Annotated in this window: 22 protein-coding genes; 14 read left to right on the forward strand and 8 right to left on the reverse strand. The window is 69.2% G+C overall.

What is annotated here, in order from left to right:
• Window positions 1-12 precede the first annotated feature (12 nt).
• The 6 genes from A5680_RS16170 (at window position 13) to A5680_RS16195 (ending at window position 5,005) form a co-directional block, all read left to right on the forward strand.
• Window positions 13-1,461: a VWA domain-containing protein gene (locus A5680_RS16170; protein WP_067821040.1), complete on the forward strand. Its 1,449-nt coding sequence runs from the start codon at window positions 13-15 to the stop codon at window positions 1,459-1,461.
• Between the two features lie 150 nt (window positions 1,462-1,611).
• Entirely contained in the window at window positions 1,612-2,280 is a 669-nt protein-coding gene (gene nadD / locus A5680_RS16175) for a nicotinate-nucleotide adenylyltransferase (RefSeq protein ID WP_082970396.1), read from the forward strand.
• The gene (gene rsfS / locus A5680_RS16180) at window positions 2,277-2,666 is read left to right on the forward strand and encodes a ribosome silencing factor (protein ID WP_067821043.1); all 390 of its coding nucleotides are present in this window, start codon (window positions 2,277-2,279) and stop codon (window positions 2,664-2,666) included. The genes nadD and rsfS overlap by 4 nt, the downstream gene beginning before the upstream one ends.
• The gene (gene gpgP / locus A5680_RS16185) at window positions 2,663-3,337 is read left to right on the forward strand and encodes a glucosyl-3-phosphoglycerate phosphatase (RefSeq protein ID WP_067821046.1); all 675 of its coding nucleotides are present in this window, start codon (window positions 2,663-2,665) and stop codon (window positions 3,335-3,337) included. The genes rsfS and gpgP overlap by 4 nt, the downstream gene beginning before the upstream one ends.
• A complete protein-coding gene (gene octT, locus A5680_RS16190) occupies window positions 3,327-4,178 on the forward strand; it encodes a diglucosylglycerate octanoyltransferase (RefSeq protein ID WP_067821049.1) in 852 nt (283 codons plus the stop codon). Before gpgP ends, octT begins: the two co-directional genes overlap by 11 nt.
• Entirely contained in the window at window positions 4,175-5,005 is an 831-nt protein-coding gene (locus tag A5680_RS16195; RefSeq protein ID WP_067821051.1) for a DegV family protein, read from the forward strand. Before octT ends, A5680_RS16195 begins: the two co-directional genes overlap by 4 nt.
• On the opposite strand, the gene A5680_RS16200 is transcribed toward A5680_RS16195, so the two are convergent.
• From A5680_RS16200 to A5680_RS16225, 6 genes are all read right to left on the reverse strand, one after another.
• The gene (locus tag A5680_RS16200; RefSeq protein WP_067821054.1) at window positions 5,002-7,902 is read right to left on the reverse strand and encodes an RND family transporter; all 2,901 of its coding nucleotides are present in this window, start codon (window positions 7,900-7,902) and stop codon (window positions 5,002-5,004) included. The two genes, A5680_RS16195 and A5680_RS16200, sit on opposite strands and share 4 nt — an antisense overlap.
• A complete protein-coding gene (locus tag A5680_RS16205) occupies window positions 7,899-8,327 on the reverse strand; it encodes an MmpS family transport accessory protein (RefSeq protein ID WP_067821057.1) in 429 nt (142 codons plus the stop codon). Before A5680_RS16205 ends, A5680_RS16200 begins: the two co-directional genes overlap by 4 nt.
• 204 nt (window positions 8,328-8,531) lie before the next feature.
• A complete protein-coding gene (locus A5680_RS16210; RefSeq protein ID WP_067821061.1) occupies window positions 8,532-9,590 on the reverse strand; it encodes a dihydrodipicolinate reductase in 1,059 nt (352 codons plus the stop codon).
• A gap of 26 nt (window positions 9,591-9,616) precedes the next feature.
• On the reverse strand, window positions 9,617-10,048 hold the full coding sequence (locus A5680_RS16215) for a PPOX class F420-dependent oxidoreductase (RefSeq protein WP_067821064.1): 432 nt from the start codon (window positions 10,046-10,048) through the stop codon (window positions 9,617-9,619).
• Window positions 10,049-10,051: 3 nt separating this feature from the next.
• Window positions 10,052-11,158 carry an acyl-CoA dehydrogenase family protein gene (locus A5680_RS16220; RefSeq protein WP_067821066.1) on the reverse strand — a complete coding sequence of 369 codons (1,107 nt, stop codon included), beginning with the start codon at window positions 11,156-11,158 and terminating at the stop codon, window positions 10,052-10,054.
• Between the two features lie 7 nt (window positions 11,159-11,165).
• Window positions 11,166-12,326 carry an acyl-CoA dehydrogenase family protein gene (locus A5680_RS16225; protein WP_067821069.1) on the reverse strand — a complete coding sequence of 387 codons (1,161 nt, stop codon included), beginning with the start codon at window positions 12,324-12,326 and terminating at the stop codon, window positions 11,166-11,168.
• 177 nt (window positions 12,327-12,503) lie between these two features.
• On the opposite strand from A5680_RS16225, the gene A5680_RS16230 reads away from it, so the two are divergent.
• The 3 genes from A5680_RS16230 to holA are packed head-to-tail and all read left to right on the forward strand — an operon-like array spanning window position 12,504 to window position 15,911.
• Window positions 12,504-13,343, forward strand: coding sequence for a ComEA family DNA-binding protein (locus A5680_RS16230; RefSeq protein WP_067821072.1), 840 nt, complete (start codon window positions 12,504-12,506; stop codon window positions 13,341-13,343).
• The gene (locus A5680_RS16235; RefSeq protein ID WP_067821076.1) at window positions 13,336-14,916 is read left to right on the forward strand and encodes a ComEC/Rec2 family competence protein; all 1,581 of its coding nucleotides are present in this window, start codon (window positions 13,336-13,338) and stop codon (window positions 14,914-14,916) included. The genes A5680_RS16230 and A5680_RS16235 overlap by 8 nt, the downstream gene beginning before the upstream one ends.
• 44 nt (window positions 14,917-14,960) lie before the next feature.
• Window positions 14,961-15,911, forward strand: a complete 951-nt coding sequence (gene holA / locus A5680_RS16240) for a DNA polymerase III subunit delta (protein ID WP_156675140.1) — start codon at window positions 14,961-14,963, stop codon at window positions 15,909-15,911.
• 10 nt (window positions 15,912-15,921) lie between these two features.
• On the opposite strand, the gene rpsT is transcribed toward holA, so the two are convergent.
• Complete coding sequence (gene rpsT / locus A5680_RS16245; protein ID WP_055402594.1) at window positions 15,922-16,182, reverse strand: 30S ribosomal protein S20; 261 nt, start codon at window positions 16,180-16,182, stop codon at window positions 15,922-15,924.
• A gap of 138 nt (window positions 16,183-16,320) precedes the next feature.
• Here rpsT and A5680_RS16250 point away from each other — a divergent pair, with 138 nt between their 5' ends.
• The 4 genes from A5680_RS16250 (at window position 16,321) to A5680_RS16265 (ending at window position 20,519) form a co-directional block, all read left to right on the forward strand.
• Window positions 16,321-18,015 carry a circularly permuted type 2 ATP-grasp protein gene (locus A5680_RS16250; protein WP_055402592.1) on the forward strand — a complete coding sequence of 565 codons (1,695 nt, stop codon included), beginning with the start codon at window positions 16,321-16,323 and terminating at the stop codon, window positions 18,013-18,015.
• The gene (locus A5680_RS16255; protein WP_067821082.1) at window positions 18,002-18,979 is read left to right on the forward strand and encodes an alpha-E domain-containing protein; all 978 of its coding nucleotides are present in this window, start codon (window positions 18,002-18,004) and stop codon (window positions 18,977-18,979) included. The genes A5680_RS16250 and A5680_RS16255 overlap by 14 nt, the downstream gene beginning before the upstream one ends.
• Window positions 18,979-19,818 (forward strand): transglutaminase family protein, encoded by an 840-nt coding sequence (locus A5680_RS16260; RefSeq protein WP_055402587.1) that lies wholly within the window; start codon window positions 18,979-18,981, stop codon window positions 19,816-19,818. Before A5680_RS16255 ends, A5680_RS16260 begins: the two co-directional genes overlap by 1 nt.
• 125 nt (window positions 19,819-19,943) lie before the next feature.
• Window positions 19,944-20,519, forward strand: a complete 576-nt coding sequence (locus tag A5680_RS16265; RefSeq protein WP_156675141.1) for a hypothetical protein — start codon at window positions 19,944-19,946, stop codon at window positions 20,517-20,519.
• A gap of 3 nt (window positions 20,520-20,522) precedes the next feature.
• Here the strand turns inward: A5680_RS16265 and A5680_RS16270 are convergent, their stop codons facing one another.
• Window positions 20,523-21,362: a ribonuclease Z gene (locus tag A5680_RS16270; protein ID WP_067821090.1), complete on the reverse strand. Its 840-nt coding sequence runs from the start codon at window positions 21,360-21,362 to the stop codon at window positions 20,523-20,525.
• Between the two features lie 176 nt (window positions 21,363-21,538).
• Between A5680_RS16270 and A5680_RS16275 the strand changes: the two genes are divergently transcribed.
• On the forward strand, window positions 21,539-21,967 hold the full coding sequence (locus A5680_RS16275) for a CBS domain-containing protein (RefSeq protein ID WP_055402585.1): 429 nt from the start codon (window positions 21,539-21,541) through the stop codon (window positions 21,965-21,967).
• Window positions 21,968-22,094: the final 127 nt, after the last annotated feature.

The raw sequence follows: 22,094 nt of genomic DNA on the forward strand, positions 1-22,094 counted from the left end.
GGCTCAACAAAGATGGCCGCCCGCCGTATCCGCCCCACCCGGCCGCTCGCCCCGCACGGGCTGGCCGGCCACCTGGTGGGTTTCGTGGAAGCGCTTCGCGGAGTGGGCATTTCGGTGGGACCGTCCGAGACCGTGGACGCCGGCCGGGTGATCGCCACCCTTGGTCTGGGCGATCGTGAGGTGCTGCGCGAGGGCCTCGCGTGCGCGGTGCTGCGCCGCCCCGAACACCGCGACACCTACGACGCCATGTTCGACCTGTGGTTCCCCGCGGCGCTGGGCGCGCGCGCGACGGTCACCGACGAGGAAGGCGGCGGGACCCCGGGCGACGACTCGTTGCCGCCCGACGACGTCGAGGCCATGCGCCAGATGCTGCTGGATCTGCTCAACGAGAACCCCGACCTGGCCGACATGGACGAGCGGCTGGTAGCCATGGTCGCGCGGATCGTGGAGGCCTACGGCAAATACAGTTCCAGCCGCGGCCCTTCGTTCTCCTCCTACCAGGCGCTCAAGGCGATGGCCCTGGACGAGCTGGAGGGCAAGCTGCTGGCCGGACTGCTCGCCCCGTATGGCGACGAGCCCACTCCCACCCAGGAGCAGATCGCCAAAGCGCTTGCCGCGCAGCGGATCACCCAGCTGCGCAAAATGGTCGACGCCGAGACGAAACGGCGCACCGCCGAACAGCTGGGCCGCGATCACGTCCAGATGTACGGCATTCCACAGCTTTCCGAGAACGTCGAGTTCTTGCGGGCATCCGGCGAACAGCTGCGCCAGATGCAACGGGTGGTCGCCCCGCTGGCCCGCACCCTGGCCACCCGGCTGGCGGCGCGGCGCCGGCGCAGCCGCGCCGGGGTGATCGACCTGCGCAAGACGCTGCGCAAGTCGATGTCCACCGGCGGCGTGCCGATCGACGTGGTGCTGGCCAAACCGCGGCCGGCGCGACCGGAACTGGTGGTGCTGTGCGACGTGTCCGGCTCGGTTGCCGGATTCAGCCACTTCACCCTGCTGCTGGTACACGCTCTGCGCCAACAGTTCTCGCGGGTCCGGGTGTTCGCGTTCATCGACACCACCGACGAGGTGACTCACATGTTCGGGCCGGAGGCCGATCTGGCCGTGGCGATCCAGCGGATCACCCGGGAGGCCGGCGTGTTCAGCCGTGACGGGCACTCCGACTACGGCAACGCCTTCGCGTCGTTCGTGCAGGCGTTCCCCAACGTGCTGTCGCCGCGCAGCTCGCTGCTGGTGCTCGGCGACGGCCGCACCAACTACCGCAATCCGGAGACCGAGCTGCTGTCCCACATGGTGACGGCGAGCCGGCACGCGCACTGGCTCAATCCCGAGCCCAGGCATCTGTGGGGCAGCGGCGACTCGGCGGTGCCGCGCTACCAGGAGGTCATCACGATGCACGAATGCCGGTCGGCCAAGCAGCTGGCCGCGGTGATCGACCAGTTGCTGCCGGTCTAAGGGCGGTTCCCGCGTCGCCCAGCGTCACGCCAGCGTGGCGGGGAGGGCCGAGAGTCACGCCAGCGTGACCCCCGGCGGTGTTAGCCGGGGCCGCTGTGGCCGCTGTGACGAAATCGGGCCGGATCGCCGCCTCAAGTAAGCTGGCAAACCGTGCAAAAGCAGCTTCGCAGGCTCGGCGTGATGGGTGGGACGTTCGATCCCATCCATTACGGGCACCTGGTTGCCGCCAGCGAGGTCGCCGACCTGTTCGACCTCGACGAAGTCGTGTTCGTGCCCAGCGGTCAGCCCTGGCAGAAGGACCGCGAGGTTTCGGCCGCGGAGGACCGTTATCTGATGACGGTGATCGCCACCGCCTCCAACCCCCGCTTCTCGGTGAGCCGGGTCGACATCGACCGCGCCGGGCCCACCTACACCAAGGACACGCTGCGGGATCTGCAGGCCCTGAACCCGGATTCGCAGCTGTACTTCATCACCGGCGCCGATGCGCTCGCTTCCATCCTGTCGTGGCAGGGCTGGGCGGAGATGTTCGACTTGGCGCGGTTCGTCGGCGTCAGCCGGCCCGGATACGAGCTGCGGCGCGAACACATCACCGGCGTGCTGGGCGAGCTGGAAGACGATGTGCTGACGCTGGTCGAGATTCCGGCGCTGGCGATCTCGTCGACCGATTGCCGCCTGCGCGCCGAACAGCGTCGGCCCCTGTGGTACCTGATGCCCGACGGTGTCGTGCAATACGTCTCCAAGCGCCGGCTGTATCGCGCCGCTGAACCATCGAAGGACACCGTGAGCCGATCGAGCATGCCAGCCGGGAACAACCCATGACCGCCACCCCGGAAGCCATCGACATGGCGACGGTGGCTGCCGGCGCGGCCGCCTCGAAGCTGGCCGACGACGTCGTCGTGATCGACGTGTCGGGTCAGCTGGTCATCACCGACTGCTTCGTCATCGCCTCCGCGTCCAACGAACGACAGGTCAACGCCATCGTCGACGAGGTCGAGGAGAAGATGCGCAGGGCGGGCTACAAGCCGGCCCGACGGGAGGGCACCCGGGAGGGCCGCTGGACGCTGCTGGACTACCGCGACATCGTCGTGCACATCCAGCACCAGGACGACCGCGACTTCTACGCCCTGGACCGGTTGTGGGGCGACTGCCCGGTGGTGCCCGTGGATTTGGCCGAGGGCCCCGAGGATTCAGCGGACGCGCAATGACCATTCGTCGCCTGATCATGTTGCGGCACGGGCAAACCGAGTTCAACGCCGGCAGCCGGATGCAGGGCCAACTGGATTCCGAGCTCAGCGAGCTCGGGCGGGCCCAGGCGATCGCGGCCGCCGAGGTGCTCGGCAAGCTGCAGCCGCTGCTGATCGTGTCGTCGGACCTGCACCGCGCCTACGACACCGCCGTGCGGCTGGGGGAGCGGACCGGCCTGCCGATCCGGGTCGACCAGCGGTTGCGCGAGACCCATCTCGGGGACTGGCAGGGGTTGACCCATACCGAGGTCGACGCCCAGGCCCCCGGGGCCCGGCTGGCCTGGCGCGAGGACGCCACCTGGGCGCCGCATGGCGGCGAAAGCCGCGTCGACGTGGCCGCCCGCAGCGTGCCCTTGGTTGCCGAATTGGTCTCCGGCGAACCGGAATGGGGCGACCCCCAGCACGCCGACCGGCCCGTGGTGCTGGTGGCCCACGGCGGCCTGATCGCCGCGCTGTCGGCCGCGCTGCTGAAGCTCCCGGTCGCCAACTGGCCGGTGCTGGGCGGCATGGGCAATGCCAGCTGGGTGCAGCTTTCCGGCCATTCCGACGACGACGCGGCGGGTTTCGACGGCATCCGCTGGCGCCTCGACGTCTGGAACGCTTCGGCGCAGGTGTCCAACGATGTCCTCTGACGCCCGGCCCACGCTACTGATCTTCGCCGATTCCCTGGCCTACTACGGGCCCACCGGCGGCCTGCCCGCCGACGACCACCGGATCTGGCCGAATATCGTTGCCGCCAAACTGGGTTGGGACGTCGAACTCATCGGACGCATCGGCTGGACCTGCCGCGACATCTGGTGGGCGGCGACCCAGGACCCGCGCGCCTGGGCGGCGCTGCCCCGGGCGGGCGCCGTCATTTTCGCCACCGGCGGCATGGATTCGCTGCCGTCGGTGTTGCCGACCGCGTTGCGCGAGCTGATCCGCTACGTGCGCCCGCCGCGGTTGCGGCGCTGGGTCCGCGACGGATACGGCTGGCTGCAACCCCGGCTCTCGCCGGTGGCCCGGTCCGCGCTGCCGCCGCACCTCAGCGCCGAATACCTCGAACAGACCCGCGGGGCAATCGATTTCAACCGCCCCGGCATCCCGATCGTCGCGTCGCTGCCGTCGGTGCACATCGCCGACACGTACGGCCGGGCCCACCATGGCCGCGCGGGGACCGCGGCCGCGATCACCGAGTGGGCGCAAAGCCACGACGTTCCCCTGGTGGATCTCAAAGCCGCTGTCGCCGAACAAATCATGTCCGGGCGGGGAAATCCCGACGGCATCCACTGGAATTTCGAAGCCCATCAGGCGGTCGCCGAGCTGATGCTGAAGGCGCTGGCCGAGGCGGGCGTGGCGACGATGCAGTGGGGGCACCGCCCGCTTGCGGGGGACGCGCAGCGCCCGCTTGCGGGGGACGCGCAGCGCGATGAGAAGCCGCGCAATCAGGCGTTGCAAAAGGGACCAGTGGCGACCGATAAGCCACAATCGTGACCGTCGTGGTGGTGACCGACGCGTCGGCGCGCCTACCGGCCGACCTGCTGGACCGGTGGGCGATACGCGTTGTGCCGCTGCACATTCTGCTCGACGGAGTCGATCTGCGCGATGGTGTGGACGAGATCCCCGACGACGTCTACAAGCGCCATGCCACCACCGCGGCGGCCACGCCGGCCGAACTCGCCGACGCCTATCAGCAGGCGCTGGCCGACAGTGGCGGGGACGGCGTGGTGGCGGTGCACATTTCGTCCGGGTTGTCGGGGACCTGCGGCGCCGCCGAACGGACCGCCGCCGACCTGGACCCCCGCGTGCGGGTGGTCGACTCTAAGACCACCGCGATGGGCACCGGCTTCGCGGCGCTGGCCGCCGCGCGGGCCGCGGCCGCCGGCGGCGACCTCGACGCGGTCGCCGAGGCGGCGACCGTGGCCGCCCGGCACAGCCACGCGTTCATGGTCGTGCACCGGCTGGACAACCTGCGCCGCAGCGGGCGGATCGGCGGGGCCACCGCGTGGCTGGGCACCGCGCTGTCGCTCAAGCCGGTGCTGCGCATCGACGACGGCAAACTCGTTCTGGCGCAACGGGTGCGCACAGTCAGTCACGCGACGGAGGCGATGGTCGACCGGGTCTGCGAGGCGGCCGGCGACAGCGCGTGCGCGCTGGCGGTGCATCACGTCGCCAACCCGGACGGTGCCAAGGAGGTGACGGCGACGCTGGCGCGGCGGTTACCCGCCTGCGAGCCGGCGATCATCACCGGATTGGGGCCGGTGCTGGCGTTGCACGTCGGCGCGGGAGCCGTCGCGGTCGTCGTGCAGCCGCCGACTTAAGCCGGCACCGCGCGCCGCGCGTTGTCCCCGCGCGGGTGCACCACCTGCGGCCACCAGAACCAACGGCCCAGCAGCGTCGCGATCGACGGCATCAGCAACGTCCGCACGACGAGCGTGTCGAGCAGCAGACCGATGCACACCGTCGACCCGAACTGCCCCAGCACCCGCAAGTCGCTGCCCAACATGGCAGCCATGGTGAACGCGAACACCAGACCCGCCGCGGTCACCACCCCACCGGTACCCGCCATAGAGCGGATGATTCCCGTCTTGAGGCCGGCATGGATCTCCTCTTTGAACCGGGAGACCAGTAGGAGGTTGTAGTCGGATCCGACGGCCAGCAGGATGATCACGGACAGTGCCATCACGATCCAGTGGATCCTGATGCCGAACAGGTCCTGCCAAATCAGCACGGACAGACCGAACGACGCCGCGATCGAGCTGGCCGCGGTGCCGACGATCACCAACGCGGCCACCACGCTGCGGGTGAGCAGCAGCATGATGATGAAGATCAGCGTCAGGGCGGACACCACGGCGATCATCAGGTCGTACTTCTCGCCGTCGGCCATGTCCTTGAACGTCGCGGCGGTTCCGCCCAGATAGACCCGGGCGTCGGACAGCGACGATTGCTTCAGACCCTCCTGCGCCGCCGTGCGTTCGGCGTCGACTTGCGCAATGCCCTCCGGCGACATCGGATCACCCTGATGCGTGATGAAGAACCGCGCCGATTTACCGTCCGGCGACAAGAACATTCGAAGGCCGGTCTGGAAGTCCGGGTTGTCGAAGGCCTCGGGCGGCAGGTAGAAGAAGTCGTCGTTCTTCGATGCGTCGAAGCTTTGACCCATCACGATCGCGGTGTTGCTCATCGCCTCCATCTGGTCGATCATCGCCTTGAACGTCTGATACAGGGTCAAGGTGATGCCCCGGGTCGTCTTCAGCGTGTTGATCAGCGTCGGAAACAACTCGGTCAGGTCGCGTGAGGCCTTCGCGGTGTGCTCGATATCGGTTGTCAGGTAATGGAATTGCTCGGCGAGCTGATCGAATCCGTCGAACGTGTCGAACAGCGACCGCAACCCGATGCACAACGGAATGTCGTAGCAGTGCCGCTCCCAGTAGAAGTAGGAGCGCACGGGCCGGAAGGTGTCGTCGAAGTCCGCGATGTGGTCGCGCAGGGTATCGGTGATCTGCGACGTCACCGCCGTGGTCTTGGCGCTGTCCTCGGCGGCGTTGGCCAGGTCTTTGGACACCTCGTACTGGCGCTGCGTCGTCTCGATCTGGGTCTGCAGGTCGTCGGCCATCCGCAGAATGTCGGCGATGCGTTCCTTGAGGAAGCCCATGTTCTGCATCGTCGTCTGGCTTTGGATGCTGTTCTGGAACGGAATCGAGCTGTGCTGAATCGGGATGCCCAGCGGCCGGGTGATGTCCTGCACCATGGCGATGCCGAGCGTGCGCATCTCGTTCTTGGCGACCCGGTCCAAAACCAGCATGTCGGCCGGGTTCCGCATGTCGTGGTCGGATTCGACCATCAACAGGTCGGGATTCATCCGTGCCTCCGAGAAGTGCCGGTTCGCGGCCTCTTGTCCTTGATTGGACGGCGCGGACAACGGCAGGTAATGGCGGTCGTTGTAGCTCGTGTGAAAGCTCGGCAGGGCGATCATGCCGACCAGCACGACCGCGGCGCTCACGGCCAAAACCGGTGCCGGCCAACGTACTACGGCGGTACCCACCCGGCGCCACAGCCGGCCACGCTTGGCCTGCCTCTCGAACAGGTGGAAGCGGCTGCCGACGAAGACCACCGCGGGCCCCAGCGTGACGCCGGCCAGCACCACGACGATCATGCCGATCGCCACGGGCGCGCCCATGGTGTTGAACCACGGTAGCCGCGAAAAGCTGAGGCAATAGGTCGCGCCCGCAATCGTCAGGCCCGAACCCAAGACGACCGGGGCGACGCCCTTGAAGGTGGTGTAGTACGCGGTTTCTCGGTCTTCGCCCGCGGCCAACGCCTCCTGATAGCGACCGATCAGGAAGATGCCGTAGTCCGTCCCGGCGGCGATCGCCAACATGGTGAGGATGTTGGCGGCGAACGTGGTGAGCCCGAATGCGTTGTGGTACGCCAGGACGGCGACGACCCCCCGCGAACACGCCAGCGCGACAAAGGTCATGAACAGCTGCACCAGCGTCGTCACGATGGACCGGTACACCAGCAGCAACATGATCGCGATGGCGCCCAGGGTGAACAGCGTGATCTTGGCCAGGCTGGCGTTACCGATGATGTGCATATCGTCGGACAGCGCGGCAGGGCCCGTGACGTAGGCCTTCACGCCGGGCGGCGCCTTGTTCTCCTCGATCACCTTGCGGACGGAATCCACGGACTCGTTGGCCAGCGTGGTGCCCTGGTTGCCGGCGAGGTTCACCTGCACATAGGCGCTCTTGGCGTCGGCGCTCTGCGCACCCGCGGCCGTCAGCCGGTCGCCCCAGAAGTCCTGAATGTGCTGAATGTGCTTGGGATCCTGGCGGAGTTGCCGAATCAGCTTGTCGTAGTACTGGTGCGCGTCGGTGCCGAGCGGTTGCTGGCCCTCCAACACGATCATCACCGTGCTGTTGGAGTCGAATTCGTGGAAGTTGTGGCCCAGGCGCATCATCGCCTTCATCGACGGCGCGTCCAGCGGTGTCATCGGCGCCGAGTGGGCCTCACCGACTTTTTCCAGTGTCGGAACGATGACGTTCACGAGGACCGTCACGAACAACCAAACCAGGATGATCGGCACCGCGAAGATGCGGATCGCATGTGGCAGGTACGGGCGGTGACCCCGCTCGGCCTTGGACAGGCCCTTGGTGTTGATCGGGCCGGTGTCGGCCGCGCTCAGGTCGCGTTGGGTTTCGTTGCTCGCGTTGCTCATGCGGACTTCACCAGGCAGAAGGTCTGCGCGTTGTGGCCGTCGGAACTCCGCTGTTCGCGCACGACGCCGTCCACCGTGATCTTGCAGGTGATCTCGCCGCTGTCGCTCTGCGCCATGATGTTGGCGCTGACCGACGGCAACGTCGTCGAGATGGTGGTCGACCACGGCAGCGGCGCGGCGTTCACCTGATGGGTGTTGGCGTTCTCGTCCCAGTAGTTGATGTTGGCGGTGGCGCCGGGCGGGCCGGTGATGTCGTACACCACGACCTTCGGGTTGAACTGCACGATTTCGATCCCCTTGCCGGCGTTCGCGTTGAGGTCCTGCGAGCCGAAGATCTTGTGAAGCCGCGACACGATCAATGCCGAAACGGCCAGGACGACCACCAAAACCAGGGGTATCCACGCCCGCTTGAGCGCACGGGTCACGGTGGGAGTACGTGGACCCGAGCCTGGACTAGCCACCACCTGACCGCCTTCCGCTTGCCCGCCGTCCGGGCATTGCCGCAAAGCTCACCTATGTCGTCGACGACACCGCTGTCTTTTCGACTATTTGCTCAGCTAAGCACTGTAAACCTTAGTGCACGCAAGCGTTCCTCCGGGGCCCTTCGATGTGGCGAACGGCATACGCGCCTACCCCGCCACGCGTCCCGTGACCGGCGGTAAGTCGGCAAGGGTGACGATCCCGGGCTCGGCGGCCACCACGGCCGGGACCGCGTTGGTGACCGGCATCGCGGTGTAGATCATGCCCAAGCCCATGAACCCCGGTTCGGTCCAATCCTTGGGTGGCAGGCAGTGCAGCACCGTGCGCATGTTGGGCAGCCCGAACACCTGGATGACGTGGCCGTGCTCCAGCGGTTTGGGCGGGGTCACGTGAGAGCCCATGGTCCAGTTGAACCCGACGCTGACCACGTTGCGGTCGCCCACCCAGCCCCGGTGGTAGCCATAGACGCCGCCGACGGTTCCCGCGGGAATGGTCATGAAGCCCAGATCGGAATCACCGGTGGCGGCGGTGAAGGTCACGTCGAAGGTCATCCGGTCCAGCTTCGCCCCGATCGCGTCGGCCATCATGGCGGCCGATTCGGCGAAGACCTCGCTTTCGCGGCGCACGCTTTCCGCGAGGCCAGGCGTATCGGGATCCTGCGAAAAGCCCATCGCCGTCTGGGTTTCCGCCGATTCGTACGTCGAGCAGTCCACCGACTCGGTGATGCGGATTTCGTCGACGCGTTCACAGGCGCCGGACAGCACCATGCCCACCATGTTCGTCATGCCCGGGTGCGCCCCGCTGCCGAAGATCGTCGAACCGCCTCGCTTGCAGGCGTCCGCGATGCGTTCGCGGTCCTCGGGCGTCTGCTTGCCGCCGGTGATCCAGGCCGCGCTGGAGCAGACGTTGACGCCCGATTCCAGCAACCGCACCAGTTCATCGACGTTCGGCCACAAGGGGTTATAGCAACAGGCGTCGGGGCCCAGGGCGAGCAGCGCGTCGATGTCGTTGGTCGCCCGCACGCCGGTCGGTTCCGGCCAGCCGGCCAGTTCGGCGGCGTCGACCCCGACCTTGTCCGCCCCGTGTGCGTACACCCCGACCAGCTCCATGTCTCCCCTGCCGATGATCGCGTGCAGCGAGCGCCGCCCGATGTTTCCGGTGGTCCACTGGATCACCTTGAGCGGGCGGTCCATCGGGGGCTTGCTCATCGCGTCTCCTTTGACGGGTGGGGGATTCAGTCGCTGATATCGAAGCCGGCTATGACCTTGGTCGGGCGCAGCCGCACCACCAGTTCACCGGGGACGGCGTTGCGGCGGCCGAACTCCTCGGCGCGCTCGGCGCCCATGTACCGCGCGCCGGTCCGCGTCGCCACGTCCAGCACGTCGGCCGGCTCCTCGCCGAGCGCGACGACGCCCTGTACCTGAACGAACGAATACGGCGGATGGGGATCGTCGACGCAGATCACCGTGCGCGGATCACGGGCCAGGGCACGGCCTTTCGACGTGTCGCGGCCGGTGGTGAACGCCAGTTGGTCGCCGTCGACCACGAACCACACCGGCGCCACCAGTGGCCGCCCGTCGGCCGCGACGTAGCCCAGCATCCCGGTGCGGGTGCCCGCTGACAGGAACTCGACGACTCTTTGCGAGAGCTTGGCGGCCTCGGCCATCGGCTATAGCCGGGCCAGGTCGTAGTCGCCGAGGTGGTCGATGAGGTTGTGCAAGTGGTCGCCGGAGGTGCCCAGGGTGTGCTCGATCGCGGTGAGCCGGGCCGCATAGTGCGCCACCGGATATTCCGCGGTCACCCCGATCCCGCCGTGCAGCTGGATCGACTCCTGCGCGATGTGCCGGCCCGAGCGGCCGATCTGCAGCTTGGCGCGCGACGCGATCAGCGGGTCGAGGTTGCCGTCCGCGATGGACATCGACGCGTACAGGCTCATGCTGCGCGCCAATTCCAGCGACACGTACATGTCGGCGGCCCGCTGGGTGAGCGCCTGAAACTTGTTCAGTGTGACGCCGAACTGCTTGCGGCTCTTCAGGTAATCGGTGGTCAGCCGCAGCGCCTCCGCCATCGCCCCGAGGGCCTCGGCGCACAGCCCGGCCTGGATGCGGACGATGGCGTCGCGGATGGCAGGGGAGGCGTCGACCGCCTCGCCCAGGGGTTCGGCGGGGGTGGCGTCCAGGTCGACCTGCGCGCCACGCTGTCCGTCGAATGTCCGGTAGGGGTGCCGGGTCGGCGCTTCCGCGTCGACCAGGAACAGGCCGGTGCCGCCGTCGGGCAAGGCGGCGCTCACCACCAACGTGTCGGCGCAGTCACCGGCCAGCACCGGGTTCTTGCTGCCGGTCAACGCCCACGAATCTCCTTGCCGCACAGCCTTGGTGACCACGCCCTCGGTCGCCTTGCGGTGGCCGGGCTCCAGGTGGGCGAAGGCGAGCAGCCGCTGGCCGGCCGCGACCTCGTCGAGCTGTTCCTTCTGGGCGTCGGTGCCCAGCTCGGCGATCAGCGCACCCGGCGCCAGCGCGGCGTGCAGGATCGGTTCGGGGGCCAGCCGGCGTCCCGCCTCGGCGAGCACGACCATGATCTCGATCTGGCCCGCCTCGTCCGGGTCGAAGCCGAGCCCGAGGATTCCGGTGTCGGCGAGCTGGCTCCACACCTCGCGGCTCCAGCCCAGATCGGTGCCGATCACCTTGTTGCGGCTCTCCGGGTCGTAGCTGCGCGACAGCAGATCGCGGGTGGTGTCGCGGAGCAGGGTCTGCTCGTCGGTCAACTGAAAGTCCATGGCAGCCTCACAATCCCAGGATGGTCGACGAGATGATGTTGCGCTGAACCTCGTTGCTGCCGCCGTAGATCGACGTCTTGCGGTAGTTGAGGTAGTGCGGCGCACTGTGTTGCGCCCAGGCCGGGGACGCGATGCCCTCGCCGTCGGCGGGCAGGGCGTCGGGGCCCGCCACCTCGACGAGCAGTTCGGTGGCCACCTGCTGCAGCTGGCTGCCGCGGAGTTTGAGCACCGACGACGCCGGGTTGGGCTGGCCGTTCGCGGAATCGGTGACCACCCGCGACTGCGTGAGTTCCAGTGCCAGCAGCTCGTTTTCGGCCTCGGCCAGCCGGGCGGCGAACAGGGGATCGGCGAGCAGCCCGGTCTCGGCGGCGTGCCTCTTCACCTCGGCGAGGCGCACCTTGGTCCGACCCACACCGGCGATGCCGGTGCGCTCGTTGCCCAACAGGAACTTCGCGTAGGTCCAGCCCTTGTTTTCTTCTCCGACAAGCTGATTGGCGGGCACGCGGACGTCTTCGAAGAAGATCTCGTTCACCTCGTGGCCGCCGTCGATCGTCTTGATGGGCCGTAGGGTGATGCCCGGCGTGTTCATGTCGAAGAGCAGGAACGAGATGCCGGCCTGACGCTTGGGCGCCTGCGGGTCGGTGCGCACCAGGCAGAAGATCCAGTCCGCGTACTGGCCCAAGGTGGTCCAGGTTTTCTGGCCGTTGACGACGTAGCTGTCACCGTCGCGGACCGCGGTGGTGCGCAGCGACGCCAGGTCCGAACCGGCTTCCGGCTCGGAGAACCCCTGGCACCACCAGATGTCGAGGCTGGCGGTGGGCGGCAGGAAGCGTTGTTTGATCTCCTCCGAACCGAATTCGGCGATCACCGGCCCCACCATTTTGGTGTTGAAGTTCAGCGGCTCCGGGACGCACGCCAGTTGCATCTCGTCGGCCCAGATCTGGTGCTGGGTGGCCGTCCAATCCTTGCCGCCCCATTCGACCGGCCAATTCGGCACCGCCAGACCGTGTTCGTGCAGGATCTTGTGGCTGGTGACGATGTCGTCGCGGTTCACCTCCGCCGAGCCCCGGCGCACCCGATCGCGCACCTCTTCGGGAATCTTGGTGGTGTAGATGGTGCGAAGTTCGTCGCGGAATGCGGCTTCCTCCGGTGTGAGCGCCAGTTGCACGGCGGCCTCCTGTCGTCTGGGGTGAACGTGGCTACCAGCTGGCTGGCGATGCGTTCGTGGTTCCATATTGACCCATCCCGCGGAGCGGTTGTGCACAGCCTCGGTTTAATCCCCAGTGGGCGCCGCGGCGCGGCCGCGCGGGGCCGATCCGGCGGCCGGCGCGCCTACGGTCGCGGCATGCGAATCGAACTTCCCGGCGAGCGTCTGCAGCGGCGGCTGGGCGCCGAAGCCGACACCGAGGCCGACGGTGCGACGTCACTACAGGACGCCGCGGACGAGGACCAGAATTCGCTGCTGCCGCGCTGGCTGCCCGACGCAGCCCGGGATCGGGGCTGGGCGGCCAGGCTGCGCGCCGACCCGGGACGCGCGGGTGCCATCGGGCTGGCGATCGTGGCGGCGCTGGCCGTCCTCGTCACGGTGTTCACGCTGCTGCACGACCGGCCGACGCCGGTGATGTCGGCCAAACTGCCGCCGGTGGACAAGGCGGCGACGGCCGGCCCCAAGTCCTCGGCGAGCCCCAGCCCGGGCCCGGAGCGGCCCGTGGTGGTGAGCGTGGTGGGTCTGGTGCACACCCCCGGCTTGGTCACCCTGGCGCCCGGCGCGCGGGTCGCCGACGCGCTGCAGGCCGCGGGGGGTGCGGTGAACGGGGCGGACACCATCGGGCTGAACATGGCGCGCCCGCTCGGCGACGGCGAGCAGATCGTCGTCGGGCTGGCTCCCGTGCCCGGGCAGCCGGCGGCGTTGGGGAGTTCGGTGGCATCCGCGTCGACGCCGACGTCGAAGCCGGCGCCGCCGCGGTCCGGAACGGCCCGCCCGAAGCCGGGCGAGGTGCTCGACCTCAACACCGCGACCGCCGAGGACTTGGACGCCCTGCCCGGCGTCGGACCCGTCACGGCCGCCGCGATCGTCGCCTGGCGGCAGGCCAACGGCAAGTTCACCACCGTCGACCAGCTCGCCGATGTCGACGGCATCGGCCCGGCGCGACTGGAGAGGTTGCGCGCGCTGGTCCGTGTCTGACGCCGAAGGGCCGGCCGGCCTCGCCGACTCGGGCGCGACCCGCCTCGATGCGCGCCTGGTGCCCGCGGCGCTCACCTGTTGGCTGGTGACCGCCGCCGGCATCTGGTGGCCGATCGGCCGGACGGTGGCGGCGTGCTGCCTGGTGTTGCTCGCGGCCTCGGGCGCGCTGGCCTGCCGGGCCGGCGAGGCCGGGCGGTTGCGGGCGATGGCCGCCGGCCTGGCCGCGGTCGGGGTGGTCGGCGCGGGATTCGGGTTCGCGGTCGCGTTGCGCGCCGAAGCGGTCGATCGGCACCCGATCACCGCGGCCTTCGGCACCGCGGCCCCGGTCACGCTCACCCCGACCGAGAGCCCGGTCCCGCTGGGTCGCGGCCGGCTGATGTTTCGCGCCACGCTGCAGCGCCTGCGCGACGCGCCGACCTCCGGCCGGGTGGTCGTTTTCGTGCGGGCGTCGGACTTCGACTCGGAAACCGACGGGCCGGTGGTGGGCCGGCCGATGCGGTTCACCGCACGAATCGGCCATCCGACCCGCCGCGACCTCACCGTCGCGGTGCTCAACGCCTCGGGCCACCCGACCGTGGGCACCGCGAGCGCCGTGCAGCGCGCCGCGCACGCGGTGCGCGGCCGGTTCGCCGCCGCCGTCCGTGGCGCGCTGCCCGCCGAGCAGGCGGCCATGCTGCCCGCCCTGGTCCTGGGCGACACCTCGGCGGTCACCGCCGAGACCGAGCGTGACTTTCGCGCGGCCGGCATGACGCACCTGATGGCGGTGTCGGGCGCCAACGTGACCATCGTGTGCGCGGCCGTCCTGTTCTCGGCGCGCGTGATCGGCCCGCGGGCCGCCGTCGTCCTCGCCGGCGTCACGCTCGCCGCGTTCGTCGTCGTCGTGCAACCGACGGCGAGCGTGTTGCGGGCGGCGGTGATGGGCGCCATCGCGCTGCTGGGGATGCTGTCTTCCCGTCGGCGCCAGGCCATGCCGGCGCTGTGCGCCGCGGTGCTGGGATTGCTGGCGGTGGCCCCGCAGCTGGCCGTGGATGTGGGTTTCGCGCTGTCGGTGGTGGCGACGGCCGCGCTGGTCGTCATCGCGCCCCGCTGGTCGCGCCGCCTGGCGGCCAGGGGCTGCCCCAAACCGTTGGCCGACGCGCTGGCGATCGCCGCCGCCGCGCACGTGGTGACCGCCCCGCTGGTGGCGGGCATCTCCGGGCGGCTCAGCCTGGTGGCGATCGCCGCCAACCTCGCGGCCGCACCGGTGATAGCGCCGATCACCGTGCTGGGCAGCGCGGCCGCCGTGCTGAGCGTGGCGTGGCCGTCCGGCGCCCAGCTGTTGGTCCGCTTCAGCGGGCCCGAAGTGTGGTGGGTGGTGCACGTGGCGCGGTGGTCGGCCGGCGCGCCCGCGGCGACGGTGCCGGTTCCTGCCGGGGCACCGGGCGTCCTGCTGGTGGCCGGGGCGACCGCTGCGATCGTCGTGCTGGTCGCGCGGCTGCGCGGCCGGCGCTGGTTCGGCCGGGCGGTCGGCCTGGCCGCGCTCTGTGTGCTGGCGTGGTGGTTGTCGGAGCTGTTGGATCCCCGAGCGGCGTAGTCGGTGCCTCGTGACACCATCGTGGGGTGAGCGAGGTTTCGCCGTTGCACCTGGTCCTCGGAGACGAGGAGCTGCTGGTCGAGCGGGCGGTGGCCGACGTGTTGCGGTCGGCGCGCAAGCGGGCCGGCATCGAGGACGTTCCCGTCAGCCGGATGCGGGCGGGTGACGTCAGCACCTACGAACTCGCCGAACTGCTGAGTCCGTCGCTGTTCGGCGACGAGCGGATCGTCGTGCTGGAGGCCGCCGGGGAGGCGGGCAAGGAGGCGGCCGCGGTGATCACCTCGGCCGCGGCCGACGTCCCGCTGGGCACCATGCTGGTGGTGGTGCATTCGGGCGGCGGGCGGGCCAAGGCGCTGGCCACCGAGCTGCAGTCACTCGGCGCCGTCGTGCACCCGTGCGCGCGCATCACCAAGGCCAGCGAGCGGATCGATTTCGTCCGCAAGGAGTTCCGCGCGCTGAAGGTCAAGGTCGACGAGGACACGGTGACCGCCATGCTGGACGCGGTCGGCTCCGACGTGCGCGAGCTGGCGGCCGCCTGCTCGCAACTGGTTGCCGACACGGGCGGGGTGGTCAATCCGGCGGCGGTGCGCCGCTACCACAGCGGCAAGGCCGAGGTGAAGGGGTTCGACATCGCGGACAAGGCGGTGGCCGGCGACGTAGCGGGCGCCGCGGAGGCGCTGCGGTGGGCGATGCTGCGCGGGGAGCCGCTGGTGGTGTTGGCCGACGCGCTGGCCGAGGCGATCCACACGATCGGCCGGGTCGGACCGCTGTCGGGGGATCCCTACCGGCTGGCGTCGCAGCTGGGCATGCCGCCCTGGCGGGTGCAGAAGGCCCAGAAGCAGGCGCGGTATTGGTCGCGCGACAGCGTGGCGGCCGCGATGAAGGTGGTGGCGACGCTCAACGCCAACGTCAAGGGGGCCGTCGCGGACGCCGACTTCGCGCTGGAAGCGGCGGTCAGAAAGGTCGCCGAGCTGGCCGCCAACCGGAACCGATGAGCGGCGGGGCTCAGAGCTTGTTGAGCGCTCGGGCCAGGGCCGACTTCTTGTTGGCCGCCTGATTCTTGTGGATCACGCCCTTGCTGGCCGCCTTGTCCAGCTTGCGGTTGGTCGACGCGAGCAACTCCGTGGCCTTCTCTTTGTCGCCGGCATGGGTGGCCTCGCGAAACGCGCGAACGGCGGTGCGAAGCGACGACTTCACCGACTTGTTGCGCAGGCGAGCGCGCTCGTTGGTGCGATTGCGCTTCTGCTGCGACTTGATGTTGGCCACGCTTGTAGTTCCTTCTTCGAATCGACGTTTGGCTTGGGGCGCCGGATACCACCACGGCGACTGCCCAGGTTATCAGTCGGTTACGTTTTCTCCCAAAACGGGAACCCGTGGCCTGCCATAACGTCAATTTGAGGCAGCATCTTAAAAGTGAGTCTTCCTAGCCAGCTCGAGGAAACCAGGCGGGGGTTACGCGCCGCGCGCGCTGAGCGCATCTTCGGCGGCTACAACACGTCGTCGGACGTCTATTCGATGGCCTTTGACGAGATGTTCGACGGCCAGGGCGGCGTGCGGGGACCGTACAAGGGCATCTACGCCGAGCTCGCGCCGTCGGACGCCTCGGAGCTCAAGGCCCGCGCCGAAGCGCTCGGCCGCGCGTTCATCGACCAGGGCATCACGTTCTCGCTGTCGGGCCAGGAGCGGCCCTTCCCGCTCGACCTGGTGCCCCGGGTGATCTCGGCCGCCGAGTGGAGCCGGTTGGAGCGCGGCATCATCCAGCGGGTCAAGGCCCTGGAGATGTATCTCGACGACATCTACGGCGACCAGGAGATCCTCAACGACGACATCATCCCGCGTCGGCTGATCACGTCCTGCGAGCATTTCCACCGCCAGGCCGTCGGCATCGTCCCGCCCAACGGCGTGCGCATCCACGTCGCCGGCATCGACCTGATCCGCGACGAGAAGGGCAACTTCCGCGTCCTCGAGGACAACCTGCGCTCGCCGTCGGGCGTGTCCTACGTCATGGAGAACCGGCGCACCATGGCGCGGGTGTTCCCGAATCTGTTCGCCACCCACCGGGTGCGGGCGGTCGACGACTACGCGGCCCACCTGCTGCGTGCGCTGCGCAACTCGGCGGCGACCAACGAGGCCGACCCGACGGTGGTGGTGCTGACCCCGGGGGTGTACAACTCCGCCTACTTCGAGCACTCGCTGCTGGCCCGCCAGATGGGCGTCGAGTTGGTCGAGGGTCGCGACCTGTTCTGCCGGGACAACCAGGTCTACATGCGGACCACCGAGGGCGAGGTTCAGGTCGACGTCATCTACCGGCGCATCGACGACGCCTTCCTGGATCCCCTGCAATTCCGGGCCGACTCGGTGCTGGGGGTGGCCGGCCTGGTCAACGCCGCGCGCGCCGGCAACGTCGTCGTCTCCAGCGCCATCGGCAACGGGGTGGGCGACGACAAGCTTGTCTACACCTATGTGCCGACCATGATCGAGTACTACCTGGGCGAGAAGCCGCTGCTGGCCAACGTCGAGACGTACCGGTGCTGGCTCGACGACGAACGCGAAGAAGTGCTGGACCGGATCGACGAGTTGGTCCTCAAGCCGGTGGAGGGCTCCGGCGGTTACGGCATCGTGTTCGGGCCGGAAGCGACCGACAAGGAGTTGGCCACCGTCGCCAAGAAGGTTCGCGACGATCCGCGCAGCTGGATCGCCCAGCCGATGATGGAACTGTCGACCGTGCCGACGCAGATCGGCAACACGCTGGCGCCCCGCTACGTCGACCTGCGGCCGTTCGCCGTCAACGACGGCGAAGACGTGTGGGTGCTGCCCGGCGGGCTCACCCGGGTCGCCCTCGTCGAGGGCTCGAGGGTGGTCAATTCCAGCCAGGGCGGGGGCTCGAAGGACACCTGGGTGCTGGCGTCGCGCACCTCGGCCGGTGAGCACGAACTCGGCGCGGCGGAGGTCGTGCGCTCGCTGCCGGAGTCCATCGCCGACCCGGCGTCCGACGGCGCGCCGCGGCTGAGGCAAACACAGTCGCAACCCACGGAATCGCCGCAGGAACAGCAGCTGCAGCAGCAACAGCGACGGGCGAAGCGCCGTGCTGGCCCGTAACGCCGAGGCGCTGTTCTGGATCGGCCGCTACGTCGAGCGAGCCGACGACACCGCGCGCATTCTCGACGTCGTGCTGCACCAGCTGCTCGAGGATTCCAGCGTCGACCCCGACCAGGCGTCCCGGCTGCTGTTGCGGGTGCTGGGCATCGACCCCCCGACCCACGACCTCGACGTCTGGTCGCTGACCGACCTGGTGGCCTTCAGCAGCAACGCTTCGGGCGGCTCTTCGATCGTCGACGCGATCACGGCGGCGCGGGAAAACGCGAAGTCGGCGCGGGAAGTGACCTCGAGCGAGATCTGGGAGTGCCTCAACGGCACCTACCATGCCCTTGCCGAGCGCGAGCGCGCCGCGAAACGCCTTGGGCCCCATGAATTCCTGTCGTACATCGAGGGGCGGGCGGCGATGTTCGCCGGGCTGGCGGACTCGACGCTGTCCCGCGACGACGGCTACCGCTTCATGGTGCTGGGCCGCGCGATCGAGCGGGTCGACATGACGGTGCGGCTGTTGCTTTCCCGGGTGGGCGACAGCGCGTCGTCGCCGGCATGGGTGACGCTGCTGCGCTCCGCGGGCGCGCACGACACCTACCTGCGCACCTACCGCGGTGTCCTGGACGCCGGGCGGGTGGTCGAATTCATGTTGCTCGACCGGCTTTTCCCGCGTTCGGTGTTCTATTCGTTGCGGCTGGCCGAACACAACCTCGACGAACTGCTGCACAACCGGCAGAGCCGCATCGGGGCCACCGGGGAGGCGCAGCGGCTGCTCGGGCAGGCCCGCAGCGAACTGGAATTCGTTCAACCCGGCGTCCTGCTGGAGTCGCTGGAGGACCGCCTGGCCGGGCTGCAGCGAACCTGCCGCGACGTCGGAGAAGCGTTGTCGGTGCAGTACTTTCACGTCACCCCGTGGGTGGCGTGGTCGGACGCCGGCGACCGCGCCCCGTTGGTCAGCAGGGCGGGGGACAACTGATGTGGCGGCTGCGGGTGGTGCACACCACCGGATACGCGTACCAGTCGGCGGTGACCGCGTCCTACAACGAGGCGCGGTTGACCCCGCGGTCGAACACCCGGCAGAACGTCATCCTCAATCGCGTCGAAACGATCCCCGCCACCCGCTCCTATCGCTACATCGACTACTGGGGCACCGCGGTGACGGCGTTCGACCTGCACGCGCCGCACACCGACCTCACGGTGACGTCGTCGTCGGTGGTCGAGACCGAGCGGCCCGAACCGCCGGTGACCGACGTCGGCTGGAGCGACCTGCGCTCGGCGGCGGTGATCGACCGGTTCGACGAATTGCTCCGCCCCACCGAGCACACCCCGGCGAGCAAAAAGGTTGCCTCCGTGGCCAAGAGGATCGCCAAGTCGCACCAGCCCGCCGAGGCCGTCGTCGCCGCGGCCCAGTGGGTGCGCGAGCAGCTGGAATACCTGCCCGGAACCACCAGCGTGCACTCCTCGGGCCTGGACGCGTTGAACGCGGGCAAGGGCGTCTGCCAGGACTTCGTGCACCTGTCGCTGATGTTGTTGCGCGCCATGGGAATTCCCGCCTACTACGCGTCGGGTTACCTGCATCCCAAGGAGCACGCCGTCGTCGGGGACACCGTGGACGGGCGCAGCCATGCCTGGATCCAGGCGTGGACCGGCGGGTGGTGGGGCTACGACCCCACCAATGAAACCGAGCTCTCCGAGCAATACGTCAGCGTGGGCGCCGGCCGTGACTACACCGACGTCCCCCCGCTGAAGGGGATCTACTCCGGTGAGGGCGCGACCGATCTGGACGTCGTGGTGGAGGTGACCCGGCTGGCTTAGCCGCCGAGGCCGCGCGGGCATAGCGTGCACCCATGACCGAACGCCGGCGCGGTGGTCCCTCGCTGCTGCTGCTCTCGTTGCTGTGCGCGGCGCTGCTCTTCGGTGGAATCGCCGCCGGGGTGGCGCTGGGCGGCGTGATGCCGCTGCCGTACGGCCCGGTGGCCGCCGTGGCGGCCTACGTCCGCGCGCAGCCGGTTGCCGTGCGGGTCATGGCCGTTGCGACGTTCGCGTCGTCGGTCCCGTTGGCGATCTACGCGGCGACGGTCAGCGCCCGGCTGCGCCGGCTCGGGGCCGCCGGATCGGCGCCCGCGATCGCGCTCACCGGAGGCATTCTGGCGGCCGGCGGGCTGGCGCTGTGCGGGTTGCTGGCCTGGCCGCTGTCGTGGCCCGACGTCGCCGCGGATACGACGTTGGTGCGGGCGCTGTACCTGCTGGTGTTTCTGGTCGGCGGGCCGGGGCACATCGTGGCCCTCGGCGTGCTGGTCGGCGCGATGGCGGTGGCTTGCCGGAACTTGGGCGTGCTGCGCCGGCCGATCGCCTGGGCCGGCCTGGGCGCCGCGGTCCTCGCCGGGGCGGCGACGGGAGTGTTGGCCTGGCCCGAGCTCGGTGTGATCCTGCCGGTCGCCCGGGTGCTCGCGCTGTCCTGGCTGGTGCTGGCGGGCGCGCTGTTGCCGTTGCCGCGCAACGACATTCGGCAATGACCGTTATGGGGTCCCGATTTCGACGCGGTGCAGGTCGTCGCCGAGCTCGATCCGCCCGCCGAAGCGCGCGGCCGCCAACGCCCGCCACTGTTCTTCCTGGCCCGGCACCAGCGCCGGCACGTAGTGGGTCATGACGAGGGTGCCCACCCCGGCGCGGGCCGCGGTCGTCGCCGCTTCCTCGACCGACGAGTGGTAGTCGCAGATGTCCTGGAGCCGCTGCTGCGGGATGTTGGCGACGATGTCCTTGCGGATCACGGTGTGCACCAGCGCGCCGGCGCCGACCGCCAGCTCGTCAAGCCCCGCGCAGGGCACGGTGTCGCCGGCGAGCACCACCGACGCCGCCCCGTAGTCGACCCGGAACCCGATGGTCGGCGCGACCGGCCGGTGGTCGGTGGGCGCGACGCGGATCGCCACGCCCTCGCGGTCCCACACCGGTCCTTCGGTGCATTCGTGCACCTCGACGGCCGGCGGGGCGTTCAGGTCGGCATGATGCGCGATCCGGTACTCGATGTCGTGGCGGAACGCGTGCAGCGTCGCCTCCACCGTCTCCGCGATCCCGGGCGGGCCGATGATCGGCAGCGGCGCGGGGTCCGGCGCGAACGTGCTGATCCACCGGGTGATCAGCAGGTCACCGAGGTCACCGATGTGGTCGCTGTGCAGGTGGGTGATCAGCAGCGCCGACAGCCCGGCGGCGCCCACGCCCACCGCCGCGGCGCGCTGCAACACGCCCCGCCCGCAATCCACCAGGAACACCTGTCCGCCCGCCCGCACCAGCGTCGACGGCCCGGCGCGGTTCGGGTCGGGTATCGGGCTCCCGGTCCCGAGCAGGGTGATCTCGATCATGGCCCCCATCTTGCAAGCCGGGGCGCGCCGCGGTGGCCCAAACGCGGGAACCGTGGTTTCGGACTACGGCGTCAGGGTATGGACACGGATCGGCTACCGGTTCTCGTCGTGGCTTTTGCGCCGCGCGAGTTAGCCGTAGCCTGATGTGAAGCGGATCACAACCGGCTGGAGGCCAGATGCGGATAGCGGATGTCTTGCGGAACAAGGGCGCGGCGGTGGTGACCATCAACCCCGAGGCGACGGTGAAAGAGCTGCTCGCCGGCCTCGCCGAGCAGAACATCGGCGCCATGGTGGTGGTCGGCGACGAGGGTGTCGTCGGCATCGTCTCCGAGCGCGACGTCGTTCGCGAGCTGCACACCCACGGGGCCAGCGTGCTGTCGCGCCCGATCTCGAAGATCATGACCGCCAACGTCGCCACCTGCGCCAAGACCGACACGGTCGACTCGTTGAGCGTGCTGATGACCAAGAACCGGGTGCGCCACGTGCCGGTGCTCGACGGCAAGAAGCTGATTGGCATCGTCAGCATCGGCGACGTGGTGAAGACCCGCATGGAAGAGCTCGAGGCCGAGCAGCAGCAGCTGCACTCCTACATCACGCAGGGCTGATTGCCCGGCTCCTCAGCTGGCCGCGTTGCGGCCCGCATCGTCGCCGGGCGGGGCTGATTGCCCGGGCACTTCGCCGAACGTGCACTCTGGGCGAAGATTCGACCGATCTTCCGCCCTGATTTCACGT

This window comes from Mycobacterium sp. E2989, from assembly GCF_001667595.1.
Classification (GTDB): domain Bacteria; phylum Actinomycetota; class Actinomycetes; order Mycobacteriales; family Mycobacteriaceae; genus Mycobacterium.

Coding starts and splice junctions, on each gene's coding strand:
- A5680_RS16170 (WP_067821040.1), top strand. CDS start 13: ATGGCCGCCCGCCGTATCCGCCCCACCCGGCCGCTCGCCCCGCACGGG.
- rsfS (WP_067821043.1), top strand. CDS start 2,277: ATGACCGCCACCCCGGAAGCCATCGACATGGCGACGGTGGCTGCCGGC.
- gpgP (WP_067821046.1), top strand. CDS start 2,663: ATGACCATTCGTCGCCTGATCATGTTGCGGCACGGGCAAACCGAGTTC.
- octT (WP_067821049.1), top strand. CDS start 3,327: ATGTCCTCTGACGCCCGGCCCACGCTACTGATCTTCGCCGATTCCCTG.
- A5680_RS16200 (WP_067821054.1), bottom strand. CDS start 7,902: ATGAGCAACGCGAGCAACGAAACCCAACGCGACCTGAGCGCGGCCGAC.
- A5680_RS16210 (WP_067821061.1), bottom strand. CDS start 9,590: ATGAGCAAGCCCCCGATGGACCGCCCGCTCAAGGTGATCCAGTGGACC.
- A5680_RS16215 (WP_067821064.1), bottom strand. CDS start 10,048: ATGGCCGAGGCCGCCAAGCTCTCGCAAAGAGTCGTCGAGTTCCTGTCA.
- A5680_RS16220 (WP_067821066.1), bottom strand. CDS start 11,158: ATGGACTTTCAGTTGACCGACGAGCAGACCCTGCTCCGCGACACCACC.
- A5680_RS16230 (WP_067821072.1), top strand. CDS start 12,504: ATGCGAATCGAACTTCCCGGCGAGCGTCTGCAGCGGCGGCTGGGCGCC.
- A5680_RS16260 (WP_055402587.1), top strand. CDS start 18,979: ATGTGGCGGCTGCGGGTGGTGCACACCACCGGATACGCGTACCAGTCG.
- A5680_RS16270 (WP_067821090.1), bottom strand. CDS start 21,362: ATGATCGAGATCACCCTGCTCGGGACCGGGAGCCCGATACCCGACCCG.
- A5680_RS16275 (WP_055402585.1), top strand. CDS start 21,539: ATGCGGATAGCGGATGTCTTGCGGAACAAGGGCGCGGCGGTGGTGACC.